Raw genomic sequence first — 11,628 nt, 5'->3', positions numbered from 1 at the left:
CCCCCGTTACCACCATTGATACCCGCGCCCGGAGCTCCTCCTTTACCTCCAGAACCTCCGTTTTCACCGCTGCCTTTTAATCCGTCTTTACCTGCATGTGGTAGTGTGGTGGATTGATCTGCGGATATATTATTCGTGTCATCGGAAGCCTGAGCCGTAGAGTAAAATGGACAAGCAAGGGTAAATGCAGAGGCTATCAATGCAGTACATAACTTGATGAATTTCATCAGTTGTCCTCATACTGATTCTTATGAGACTTCCACCATGTTTTTAATGGCAGAAGCAATGATAATAAATCTAAAGGGTCGGCGGTTTTAGTCGCCACCATCACCGCCACCATCACTACCGCCGTCACCGCCACCGCCACTACCGCCGTTACCTGCATCATTTCCATTCCCGTCACCACTGCCGTTAGCATTCCCGGTACCGTTATTGCTATTGTTACCCTGGTCGGAACCGTTGCCGTTTTTACTTCCGTTGTCATTATTGGAATCGTTACCATTTTGACTGGCATTACCGGTTCCATTGCCGTCGTTTCCGCCATTGCCACCTTTTCCACCCGCGCCACCTGCACCACCGTCTCCCCCTAATGCCCCTCCCGCACCGCCCTGACCACCCGCGCCACCAGCTCCTCCTGCGCCAACAAGAATGAAAGATGCCTTCGGGCTGCTTAGAGCAATATTGGTAGCACTGACATTGGCTTGCTGAGCGATTCCCTGAATCGGGTGAAATAAGATCATGCCTGCTAGCACAATTATATTTTTAAATTTCACGAAGCACTCTCTCTCGTGATTAAATTAAATAGTGTATTAAATTGAGTTTTTATTATCCGCACCGATAAATACATGGGAGTTTTCCCAAATTTTTTATTTTGGCGTTTGTGGGTTGTTTTAAGTTTTCATTTCTATTTTATTGTTGTGTTGGATGTTTTTTTGCATGTCATTGTTAACGTGCGGCTATGTCACTAAATCTAATAATTATATTTTTCTGTGTGTTGTTTGGTTTTTTTAGTAATGGATGTAAAGCTAAAAATAGGTAATTTACATTGATATGTTCAGGGGTGCTGTAGTAGCAGTATCTTCCGGGGTAAATACATGCATTATCATTGTGAATGAAGTGCTAAAATAAGTTTCCAGGTTTCCCTCTGGTGCATTCTTAAGCACTTTTTTGTAGGCGGTGACTTATCACTTATTTTTTGTAATACATACCGATTATCAGAAATTAATTAGAGGCATTACCGGAGAGATGATGAAATCGCAGACGAGAAAAATAAAGCGGTGGGGCATCTTTCTGAAAACCGTCCATGACCATCCAGCAGTCCGTTATAATGAAACCTGATTGACAATGAGCCTGGAAACGTCAACGCCCCGCAAATTGCTCCATCTCCCGCACCAGCCAAAGATGTATGCGTTTGACGGTAAAAGTGACGGATCGGTCCAGATCAATCACTACCAAATCCTTATATATTATAGGGCTTGGGAAACGACTCAGATGAGCCGTTTACTGTATTACGTGATGGTATCATTCTGAGTTAGCCAGGAATTATGCGTGGCACAACCTACTTCAGATGCTGGTAAAGTGGTGACTGCTTAAGGCTGCAAGAATTATATTTTTCCTTACAGGTTATCTCTAGTTTTTTCGCCAGAAGAAAAGGGGAGTTAGTGTATCCATGACCAAATTTGGGGTAATAATATACAGGGTAATTGTTTTTTTGGGAAAAATCGCTGATGATGTTTTCATATAATTGTTTGCTTTTTTCATCCAGGTCATCTTTGTAGAATTGTCCAAAAATTATTGCCTTAGGATGGAAGTTCTTCTTATAGCTGAGTTGATGTAATGCCCGGTCAAGCTGCTGTGGCGCTTCATTGATATCTTCTAATAACAATATTTTTCCTGAGTATTGTTCTTCATACTTTGTTGAAAAAAATGATTTTATCAACGTCAGATTACTGCCGCTTGCAATTCCAGTGGCTCCAGCATGTGCGGCAGCATTCATGGGTAAAATTTCATTGTATGTGACTCCCTTAGAAATGGCAGAAAATGTATCATTAATACTGCTATACATATTAATTTCTCTTTTAGGATCTATAGCGTGCATCTCTTTATTGTAAGATGCAAAAACTCCGTGAACGCTTGGCCATTTTATTACATTGTTGACATAATAATGAATTGCTGTGACATCACTGAATCCGATGAGTATTTTGGGGGTTGATTTAGCAATCTCTGCTTTTTTTGCATACAGATAAGGGTATAAATTAAGTGCGCCTTCTCCTCCTCTGACAAACCAAAGGTACTTTACTTTCTTGTCTGTCAGAGCCTTGATGAGTGTATCTGCACGAGCTTTATCGGTGTCTGTATAACCTAACGGTGTTGGGTTTTGATGCAGGTAGGTTGTATCAATATTATATCCGGAAGAGGAAAATACTTGCTTTATTTCTGGGATGCTATCCTCATCATACTGAGAAGAAACGGATATGAGATATATCAATTTATCGGATGAAGGTGCATTATCTGGGGGTGTTTTTTCACAACAAGATGGAGATAGTTTATTATGAGGAGGGGTAGCGAAAGCAGGATAATTAAAAAATAGCGATGTTAAGGTTGATAATGTGATTGTTATTAACAAAGGTTTCATTTTATTCTCCAGTTCGTTGCTTTTTTTGACTCTCCATTTATAGCAATGTTTATCGATGATGTGATTTCTTTCGGATAAATCTTAATTGTGTTTTTTTGTTAAGTGGTGTAATTCAATGTTCCTTTTTTGTTTTTTATTAATGTTTGTTTCGGTGAGAAGTTCTCTTGTCAGGAAAATTAGTGTGGGTTAATTGTAGGTGAATCATATTTTTCATCATAAATACATGGGGGGTTTTAACCCCATGTATGTACTAAAAATAGCGAAAATATAGGTGAAATTATTCAATTATTATTTATCTGAAAGCATACTCCAGACCGGCACTGACGCCATAGTTTCCTTTCTTGATATTATTACCATCAAACTGACTGGAATATTGCACCCATGTGTGGAGGTTGGTGGTAATATTCATCGTCATTCCTGCATCTGCCGAGTTCCAGTTTTTCTCTGAATCAGCCCCTGGCATAGAAAAGTAGCCGCTCATGGAGTTCAAACCAGCTGTTATCTGCGGAGTATTAGCCATGTAATCGTGATTCCTGGCGATCTCGACGAACGGGATAGTTTCCAAACCGAATACAGACCACTGCCCTTGAGCTCTCCAGCCAATCCCTGAAACCAGAGAATTACGGCGTTGTGCCGAGAACCACATGGCAGAACTATCATCTCCGTGCTCACTGTAGCGGTATACCTTAACGAACTGACGCTCAAGGCGGGCAAAAGGGCCAGTTTTAACCGGCCCAAGACTGAACCACCAGCCGCCATCAATACCCCCTCCAAGGTGATGCCCGTTTACTGAACCAGATTCCTGACGATTGGCCGGGCCGATATGAATAGTGCGATAAACATCATTAAAGTTGGAGCGGCCAGCATTGAAGAAGGTACTCAGCCAGGCATTATCGATGTGATAGACCTCGTAAAGCGCGATGCTGCTGTCATACAGCTTATAACCCGCATCACTAATGTTCGCTGTTTGATTAGACTGGGTCACCACCGCACCTACGTTAAAATTTTCACTCAATTTCACGTCGCCGCCGACCGAGATAAAGCGATTATTACCGTTGGTTGGCAAGGTATTGTCGGTTGAACGGGCGTGGCGGTAATCGCCACCCAAAAATACGCGTGTCTCATTCCCGCGGGTATCGGCCAGAATTTCATTGCGTAGCAGATTGTACTGTGATTTCGTGGCTGCCAGTGGACCCTGGCTCAGCAGCGAGATTTTACCGGGCGCTGCCATTTCAGACAAAACGACACTGGCAAGCATCTTGTAACCACCCGTGGTGGGATGGACATTATCTGCAAAAAGATAGGTATTTTCAGTTCCTTTGGCATAATCTCCGGTTGAGCAGATAAGTGATGATAGGGTGTCACAGGCGCCACGAGTCGTATTGATGATGCCATAGGCTGATGGATTAGCCATGATTTCAGCCATAATTTTATAGGTATTGACAGGAATGATATTAAGCCCATCTTTACTTAGTGTGTCGAGACCGTTGTTTAATGTCTGATTATATTGGCTAACCACGTCCTGATATTTTTTTTCCAGGTGATGACTTATGCCGTCAGGAGTTGCTCCAAGGTTAGGAAGGTTGTAAACCACTACATATTTCCCACCTGCATGATATAGGCTGTTCAATAATGATACTTCTTCCTGCGCTACGGGAATAATCTCCGCTGTTGCTGTGGTGGGGGCGGACTCGTAGATGGCATATATGTCATTGGAGCCTCCCCACATTTGATAAAGTGTTGACGCGCTGGCATGGTTATTTTGCAAGTAACTGTTAACCTGAGATTGGATCGTGCTTGAGAAAAGGATACCCAGCGAATAGTTATTAAGAATACCGGCTCCACCCCAGGCAAAGTCAGTCCCCCCGGAGGATGAAGCAGTGACGGATAAACCTAAGCCATCGGCTACATACATGGCAGTATTTTCTCCAGGATTAGTGGTAAACCTTGAAACACCTAGTCCTAATGTCTGTGAAAGATTACCTGCATCACTCAAACTATCACCAAAAACCACAGCGTTGTTGAACATTGCCGCCTGCACAGGCAGGGTATAAAGGAATAGCACAGTAAAAAGAGGTAATAGTCTTGATGTGACCCATGACATCCAACGTATGTCAATCACACTGTTTTTTATCTTATTAATGAGTAATATATTTTTTTTATTGCTATTTCTCTGGTGAGTTGCAAAGAAAATAGACCGGCGGAAACAGTATGTTGTGTTTTTAATGAACTGAAATATATTGGCGATTTTTTTAATGACCGGCATAAGTCTGATGCTCCTGATTTTTAAATAATGAATGGCGTTATCTACACTGTGGCTTAAATTTTAAATGCAATGGCTCAGGTTTATAATTTAGTGTTGTAATGACATTAATATTTCAGTAGCAATATATGAGATATATCTTATCTATACCTTTCATATTTCAGGTGGCGGGTTATTGGGTTTGTTGTTGATGTCGATTAAAGGATGGTGGTGCTGATTTGTGCCGGGCAAAATGATGAAGCTGGCTGATGCCTGCTACTAACCTTCTTTAATCTGTCATTGATCTTTTTCGCTAATGCTTCCAATAATGGCGTTCGTTGACTCGGGGTGCCCTTCTGCGTGAAGGCTGAGAAAAACCCGTATTACCTGATCTGGATAATGCCAGCGTAGGGAAGTCACGGTATCCCCACCGGTACCGCTTTCTTTCACGCTGGTTGGGAGGTTTATGAACGCTCGATCTGTACGTTTCCCCGCTGCATTCTTCGCAGATTCCCTTGATGCTTTCCGCTCACGCGCGCCGCTGACACATTGTTTTACCCATGAGATGGTGACTGATTTCTGTTCGCAGGAAAGGCACCGCCCTTGTCATGCTACCGCCGCTTGTGTTGTGGTGCTCCGCTTCGGGCAATGGGCGAGTGGCGCGGAGAGCTTCATCCACGCGTTTTCGGATGCGCTCTATACCCTGAACCGGGAGGCATTGGTATGAAACGTCTCAACGCACTGACTATCGCGGGTACTGATCCGAGCGGCGGCGCGGGCATTCAGGCTGACCTCAAAACGTTTTCAGCGCTGGGCGTTTACGGCACCAGCGTGATTACCGCGCTGGTGGCGCAGAATACACGCGGCGTGCAGTCGGTCTATCGCATTGAACCGGCGTTTGTTGCCGCCCAACTGGATTCGGTGCTGAGTGATGTACGCATTGATAGCGCCAAAATCGGCATGTTGGCACAGAGGGATATTGTGGAAGCCGTAGCGGACCGACTGTTGTGCTACCCGGTGCCTTATGTAGTGTTGGATACGGTGATGCTGGCGAAAAGCGGTGATGCGCTACTGGCGCCAGATGCGGTGGAGGTGGTGCGCCAGTTACTGTTGCCGCGTGTATCGCTGATTACCCCCAACCTGCCGGAAGCAGCGGCGCTATTACGGTGCTCGCTTGCTGACGATGAAAGAGACATGCGCCGGCAAGGGGAAGCATTGCTGGCAATGGGGTGTCAGGCGGTATTGATGAAAGGCGGCCACCTGAACGGCAGCGAAAGCCCGGACTGGCTGTTCATGCCGGATGTTGAGCCGGTGCGGTTGAGTACGCCGCGCGTCAACACCCGGCATACGCACGGTACCGGCTGCACGCTGTCGGCTGCGCTGGCAGCGTTGCGACCTCGTCATAATAACTGGCGGGATACCTTGTCCGCCGCGCGGGTCTGGCTGCAAGGGGCGCTGGAGCAGGCGGATTCGCTAGAGGTTGGTTATGGCATCGGCCCGGTACACCATTTTCACCACTGGTGGTAAAGGTGGTGTCCTGATACAAGCGATAAGAAATTTAGATAAATGGTAATAATATTGCATAGACAGCCTGCAGATGACCCGGTAATTTTGTGATCTGTGTCAGATTATTGCCTGTGTGGTGGGGCTAACGCTTGCCGGGTTTTAGAGGCTTTTTTCTGAGCGGTGTTTTCTCTGAATGACAGGACTGAGGAGATGCTCATGGCGGGTTCAGCGCGTGCAGTCATGATTGCCAAAGGGCTACAGACGATACTTAATTTGGGTCTGTTACTGCTGGCGGTGATTTTGGTGATTTTTCTGGGCAAGGAAACCTGGCATTTGGCCTCGGTTCTGCTGGTCAGCAATGAAAAAGAGTCTTCGTATATGCTGATCGAAAGTCTGGTGATTTATTTTCTCTATTTTGAGTTTCTGGCGCTGATCGTGAAGTATTTTCTATCCGGTTATCACTTCCCGCTGCGCTACTTCATTTACATCGGTATTACCGCCATCGTGCGGTTGATTATTGTCGATCATAAAAACCCGGCGGATACCTTTACCTATTCCGGTGCGATCCTGATTTTGGTGATTACGCTCTATCTGGTGAATAGCCCACGCCTGAAGCGGGAGTAAGTAGCCAGAAAAGAAAAAGCCAGCTCAAGGGAGATTGAGCTGGCCAAGGAGGTGGTTCCTAGTAGCATTACTACGCTTATTTTACGTTTTGTATTTTCTCAGCGCTGCAATAATAGCCAGTTAACCATGCCATTGATGTGATCTGATTCTAAAAATTGTCACAATTGGCATTATTTTGTCACTTTTTTGTTATTTCGCGTGTGGATTGCGGGTACTGGTGCCGGGAAGATTACGCAGCAGTAACGCGTATTCCAGTGCGATATCATCCGGCACCGGCAGATACACGATGTGGCCGTCACCCGGTGCGACATCGATAGCCTGACCTTTTTTGTTGAGCAGGGTATCGACAGTGAACTGAATGTTGCCGCCCGGCGTCATCATTTCCACGCTGTCGCCACGGGAGAACTTGTTTTTGACCGCCACTTCTGCCAGCCCATCACGCCGCTTGCCGGTAAATTCTCCGACAAACTGCTGCTGGTCTGATACCGAGTAACCGTAGTCGTAATTCTGGTAATCCTCGTGGACGTGACGGCGCAGGAAGCCTTCGGTATAACCGCGGTGCGCCAGCCCTTCCAGCGTTTGCAGCAGCGTCGGGTCGAATGGTTTGCCGGCTACCGCGTCATCAATGGCGCGGCGGTATACCTGCGCGGTGCGGGCGCAGTAATAGAAGGATTTGGTGCGGCCTTCGATTTTCAGCGAAGCAACCTGCATGTTGGTCAGGCGTTCTACATGCTGAATGGCGCGCAGATCACGTGAGTTCATGATGTAAGTGCCGTGTTCATCTTCAAACGCGCTCATGTATTCACCTGGGCGCTGCTTCTCTTCCAGCATGAATACCTTGTCGGTAGGTGCGCCGATGCCAAGCGTCGGCTCTGGCTGAGCGCTGTCGAGTTGTGTGACGGCAATCGGTTCATGGATGTGCACAATGTTGCCCACCACGTCTTCTTTGCCTTCCTGCACGTTATATTCCCAACGGCAGGCGTTGGTGCAGGTGCCCTGATTGGGGTCGCGTTTATTGATATAGCCAGACAACAGGCAGCGGCCTGAATAGGCCATACACAGTGCGCCGTGGACGAAAACTTCCAACTCCATGTCCGGCACCTGGTGGCGGATTTCCTCAATTTCTTCCAGCGATAGCTCGCGTGACAGAATCACCCGGCTCAGCCCCATCTGCTGCCAGAACTTCACCGTCGCCCAGTTGACTGCATTGGCCTGTACCGACAGGTGAATCGGCATCTGCGGGAAGTTTTCCCGCACCATCATGATAAGCCCTGGGTCGGACATGATCAGGGCGTCCGGGTTCATCTCGACAACCGGTTGCAGGTCACGCAGGAAGGTTTTGAGTTTGGCGTTATGCGGCGCGATGTTGACCACCACATAAAATTTCTTGCCCAGCGCATGGGCTTCATTGATGGCTTGCGCCAGCGTCTGGTGGTTGAATTCGTTATTGCGCACACGCAGGCTGTAGCGAGGCTGGCCGGCATAAATTGCATCTGCGCCATAGGCAAAGGCGTAACGCATATTTTTCAGCGTACCGGCCGGAGAGAGTAATTCCGGTTTAAACATGGTGTTTTCTCAAGTCTGATCACAGGTCAGGCTGTTCCCGGTGGGGGAACAGTAAAGGCGGCAGATTCTAACGCCAACGGCGGGAAAAATCAGTAGTCAATGGACAAAAACGGGGTAACAAAAGGCGAGTGGCTTAAAGATGGCTGGCTTGACGTCTGCAAGCCAGCGCCATGTTATTTTTTTAATGATGAGGCTTAGGGTTGCTGTTGAGTCTTTGCTAACCACTGTTGTTTTTTCTCTTTTAGCTCGGATAGAACATCCAGGCTCCGTGCTTCATCATGGGTCAGATCAGCAAAAAAATACTGCATGTGATGTTTTATCCATGCAAACAGATTAGGCATATCCCACCAGGCGATATCTAATAGCGCTTCCCGAACTTTTTCTGGAAAACGAAAGCGGATGAGTTTTGCAGGCGTTCCGGCATAGATTCCATACGCTTCACTTCTGAAATTGGGAGGAAGTAATGACCGCGCACCAATAACACATCCATTTTCAATAATACCACCACCCAGCATCATGGCTTCGTCCCCAATCCAGACATCATTTTTGATGACAGAGTCCTGGTATTGAGGTTGTTCGGGATTCATGAGTCCATCACCAAAGATGGCGAACATGGCTGTTGATATGGTTCGCATTTCGTGCTGCCCATTCAGTATGAATTTTAATCGGGAACCACCTGAAACAAATCTACCTATCCTTAAGCTTTGCTGGTCAGAGTCATATTTTACCATGGAGCCAACACCAACACCTGATGCTTTACCAATATGAAATAAGCCAACGTCAGATTGCTCACCTAGCCAGTTCTGGAAAAAATCATGTGGAATAGAACTGAAAAAGCCGTCGCTGTATTTGATGATTTTAAAATTTTTAGCATTAGGAGAGGTTGTATCGAACCCCAGGCAATCATCATCAGTTGAAATATTCATAATTTCCCTTTGAATTGATGTTTTTTTGGTCTGTATTACGATGAGCTCTTAGAAGTGAAAGGCATGATAAATGAATAGCTAACATGATGCTATTATTTGCGAGATTGTTATCTTATTAATATTAAAATTTTGAAATCATATGGCAATTACTGTAATTCAAAGTAATGTATATAAGTTATTATTTATGCCAGGTGAGATGGGGTAATATCTGTAAGTGATAGGGATGCGCTGGGGAGTAGGTAATATATAGGTAGGTGGTGTTAGTGAACCACCACCGTTAGATAGTTTTTTTAGCGAAGGTGATTTCTAAAAGACACGAATACCCGCTGACGGGCCGACCAGATCGCGCTGGTGTGGGCGCTCGAAGTCCACCTGCGGACCTTTTGGAATAATGGCGGTGGGGTTAAGCCAGAGGATGCTGTAGTAACCGGCTTTGATGTGATCCAGCCTGACCGTTTCTTTGACTCCCGGCCATTGGTACAGCTCACGCAGATAGCCGGAAAGGTGCGGGTAATCTTCCAGACGGCGGATGTTACATTTGAATGCGCCATGGTAAGCGGCGTCGAAACGCACCAGCGTAACAAATAGCCGCCAGTCAGCTTCGGTCAGGGTATCGCCAGCCAGATAGCGGTGATGGGCCAGATGCGCTTCCACCGTATCGAGAGAGGCAAACAGGTTGGTGACCGCCTGATCGTAATTTTCCTGGGTTTTGGCGAAACCGGTCTTGTACACGCCGTTGTTGATGTTGTCATAAACCAGGCTGTTCCAGCGATCAATTTCCGGTTGCAGGTCCGGCGGATAAAAGTCCAACTGGTTACCGGTCAGGTCGTTGAACGCGTGGTTGAGCAGGCGGATGATCTCCGACGATTCATTATTGACGATGCGGCCTTCTTTACGGTCCCACAGCACCGGCACTGAAACCTTACCGGTATAATGCGCATCGCTGGCGGTGTAGAGTTGGTGCAGGTAACGCACCGGCGCTACGTTGTCGCCTGCATCCTGCGGGGTGCTGAATTCCCACCCTTGTTCACCGATGCAGGGGTTTGCTACCGACAGTGCTATCACGTTCTGCAGGGCTTTCAGATTGCGGTAGATCAACGTGCGAGATGCCCACGGACAAAGATACGAGACGAACAACTGATAACGCCCAGCTTCCGGGGCCAGCGTTGTGTCACGGAACCGGGTTTCCTGACGGTGAAATGCGCCGCCTTTGATTTCTTCAGCCGCTACATCGCCATTGACCCACTTGCCATTGACTAATCCCGACATGTTTACCCTCATCATGATTATTATGTTTGATGAGTATGCTAGCAGCCCGAAGCTGAGAGGAAATTGCAAATTTTTAACCGGGTCAGACAGTTTCTTTGACGGCATGACCGCCGTCATGGCGTTACGTAGATATTTCCTGACTGGCGGCGGCTTCCCAGCGGTAACCAATGCCGTACACCGTGCGGATAAATGATGTTTCCTGATCAAAGGTTTCCAGCTTGCGGCGCAGGTTCTTGATGTGGCTGTCGATGGTGCGGTCAGTCACCACCCGGTAATCGTCATACAGATGATCGAGCAACTGTTCGCGCGAAAAGACCCGCCCCGGCTCGGCAGAGAGGGTTTTCAGCAGTCGAAACTCGGCGGGTGTCAGTTCCAGGTGTCGCCCAAGGTAGCTAGCCTGGTAACGGTTTTGGTCTATCAGCAATGCGGGCTGCGCATCACCTGGTAGCGGCTCATGTTGCCAGCGACAGCGGCGCAGCAGGGTTTTCACCCGTGCGACCACTTCACGCGGGCTGTAGGGTTTGCAGATGTAATCGTCGGCGCCGATTTCCAGCCCCAGCAGCCGGTCGATTTCGTCGGTACGTGCAGTCACCATGATAATCGGCACGTTGGAAAAACCGCGAATGGCGCGACAGAGCGTCAGGCCGTCACGGCCCGGCAGCATCAGATCCAACAGGATCAACTGGCAAGGATGTTCCCGTACCCAAGGCTCGACTTCCTCGCCCTGCGTCAGCCAGTGAGTGCGGTAACCGGATGCCTGCAGGTAATCCACCAGCAATTGGGCCAGTTTAGGCTCATCTTCAACGATCAACACCGGCAGGTTTTCATTACCCGCCACTGCAGGAGACGATGCTGTCATG

The 11,628-nt window shown here is 47.4% G+C and carries 11 protein-coding genes and 1 riboswitch; of the genes, 3 read left to right on the top strand and 8 right to left on the bottom strand.

From position 1 onward, the window contains the following. The 4 genes from Dpoa2040_RS02970 to Dpoa2040_RS02955 all read right to left on the bottom strand — a co-directional run. Nucleotides 1-227 (bottom strand): hypothetical protein (locus Dpoa2040_RS02970; protein ID WP_168640238.1); only part of this gene is annotated, 227 nt, incomplete at its 3' end. Between the two features lie 87 nt (nt 228-314). After that, complete coding sequence (locus tag Dpoa2040_RS02965; RefSeq protein WP_168640237.1) at nt 315-740, bottom strand: hypothetical protein; 426 nt, start codon at nt 738-740, stop codon at nt 315-317. Nucleotides 741-1,558: 818 nt separating this feature from the next. Next, nucleotides 1,559-2,635, bottom strand: a complete 1,077-nt coding sequence (locus Dpoa2040_RS02960) for an LD-carboxypeptidase (protein WP_168640236.1) — start codon at nt 2,633-2,635, stop codon at nt 1,559-1,561. A 292-nt stretch (nt 2,636-2,927) separates the two neighbouring features. Then, the gene (locus Dpoa2040_RS02955) at nt 2,928-4,901 is read right to left on the bottom strand and encodes an autotransporter outer membrane beta-barrel domain-containing protein (RefSeq protein WP_246867229.1); all 1,974 of its coding nucleotides are present in this window, start codon (nt 4,899-4,901) and stop codon (nt 2,928-2,930) included. A gap of 310 nt (nt 4,902-5,211) precedes the next feature. Further along, nucleotides 5,212-5,308: riboswitch (TPP riboswitch) on the top strand. A gap of 35 nt (nt 5,309-5,343) precedes the next feature. Between Dpoa2040_RS02955 and Dpoa2040_RS18315 the strand changes: the two genes are divergently transcribed. The 3 genes from Dpoa2040_RS18315 (at nt 5,344) to psiE (ending at nt 7,007) form a co-directional block, all read left to right on the top strand. Then, nucleotides 5,344-5,604, top strand: a complete 261-nt coding sequence (locus Dpoa2040_RS18315) for a hypothetical protein (RefSeq protein ID WP_227983130.1) — start codon at nt 5,344-5,346, stop codon at nt 5,602-5,604. Beyond that, nucleotides 5,601-6,404 (top strand): bifunctional hydroxymethylpyrimidine kinase/phosphomethylpyrimidine kinase, encoded by an 804-nt coding sequence (thiD, locus tag Dpoa2040_RS02945; protein ID WP_168640235.1) that lies wholly within the window; start codon nt 5,601-5,603, stop codon nt 6,402-6,404. The genes Dpoa2040_RS18315 and thiD overlap by 4 nt, the downstream gene beginning before the upstream one ends. Nucleotides 6,405-6,599: 195 nt before the next feature. After that, complete coding sequence (psiE, locus tag Dpoa2040_RS02940) at nt 6,600-7,007, top strand: phosphate-starvation-inducible protein PsiE (RefSeq protein ID WP_042872069.1); 408 nt, start codon at nt 6,600-6,602, stop codon at nt 7,005-7,007. Nucleotides 7,008-7,196: 189 nt separating this feature from the next. Here the strand turns inward: psiE and yegQ are convergent, their stop codons facing one another. From yegQ to baeR, 4 genes are all read right to left on the bottom strand, one after another. Beyond that, on the bottom strand, nt 7,197-8,573 hold the full coding sequence (yegQ, locus tag Dpoa2040_RS02935; RefSeq protein WP_168640234.1) for a tRNA 5-hydroxyuridine modification protein YegQ: 1,377 nt from the start codon (nt 8,571-8,573) through the stop codon (nt 7,197-7,199). Between the two features lie 194 nt (nt 8,574-8,767). Then, nucleotides 8,768-9,499, bottom strand: coding sequence for a CatB-related O-acetyltransferase (locus Dpoa2040_RS02930; RefSeq protein ID WP_042872064.1), 732 nt, complete (start codon nt 9,497-9,499; stop codon nt 8,768-8,770). 306 nt (nt 9,500-9,805) lie between these two features. Further along, nucleotides 9,806-10,768 (bottom strand): glutathione S-transferase family protein, encoded by a 963-nt coding sequence (locus Dpoa2040_RS02925; protein ID WP_042872062.1) that lies wholly within the window; start codon nt 10,766-10,768, stop codon nt 9,806-9,808. A gap of 121 nt (nt 10,769-10,889) precedes the next feature. After that, complete coding sequence (gene baeR / locus Dpoa2040_RS02920; protein ID WP_168640233.1) at nt 10,890-11,627, bottom strand: two-component system response regulator BaeR; 738 nt, start codon at nt 11,625-11,627, stop codon at nt 10,890-10,892. Nucleotide 11,628: the final 1 nt, after the last annotated feature.

The organism is Dickeya sp. CFBP 2040 (assembly GCF_012273755.1).
Lineage (GTDB): Bacteria > Pseudomonadota > Gammaproteobacteria > Enterobacterales > Enterobacteriaceae > Dickeya > Dickeya poaceiphila.
This window is presented reverse-complemented; position numbering and strand designations above follow the sequence as displayed.

Excerpts from the sequence above, each read along its gene's own strand:
- Dpoa2040_RS02965 (WP_168640237.1), bottom strand. The coding sequence starts at position 740 with ATGATCTTATTTCACCCGATTCAGGGAATCGCTCAGCAAGCCAATGTC.
- Dpoa2040_RS02960 (WP_168640236.1), bottom strand. The coding sequence starts at position 2,635 with ATGAAACCTTTGTTAATAACAATCACATTATCAACCTTAACATCGCTA.
- Dpoa2040_RS02955 (WP_246867229.1), bottom strand. The coding sequence starts at position 4,901 with ATGCCGGTCATTAAAAAAATCGCCAATATATTTCAGTTCATTAAAAAC.
- Dpoa2040_RS18315 (WP_227983130.1), top strand. The coding sequence starts at position 5,344 with ATGAACGCTCGATCTGTACGTTTCCCCGCTGCATTCTTCGCAGATTCC.
- thiD (WP_168640235.1), top strand. The coding sequence starts at position 5,601 with ATGAAACGTCTCAACGCACTGACTATCGCGGGTACTGATCCGAGCGGC.
- psiE (WP_042872069.1), top strand. The coding sequence starts at position 6,600 with ATGGCGGGTTCAGCGCGTGCAGTCATGATTGCCAAAGGGCTACAGACG.
- yegQ (WP_168640234.1), bottom strand. The coding sequence starts at position 8,573 with ATGTTTAAACCGGAATTACTCTCTCCGGCCGGTACGCTGAAAAATATG.
- Dpoa2040_RS02930 (WP_042872064.1), bottom strand. The coding sequence starts at position 9,499 with ATGAATATTTCAACTGATGATGATTGCCTGGGGTTCGATACAACCTCT.
- Dpoa2040_RS02925 (WP_042872062.1), bottom strand. The coding sequence starts at position 10,768 with ATGTCGGGATTAGTCAATGGCAAGTGGGTCAATGGCGATGTAGCGGCT.
- baeR (WP_168640233.1), bottom strand. The coding sequence starts at position 11,627 with ATGACAGCATCGTCTCCTGCAGTGGCGGGTAATGAAAACCTGCCGGTG.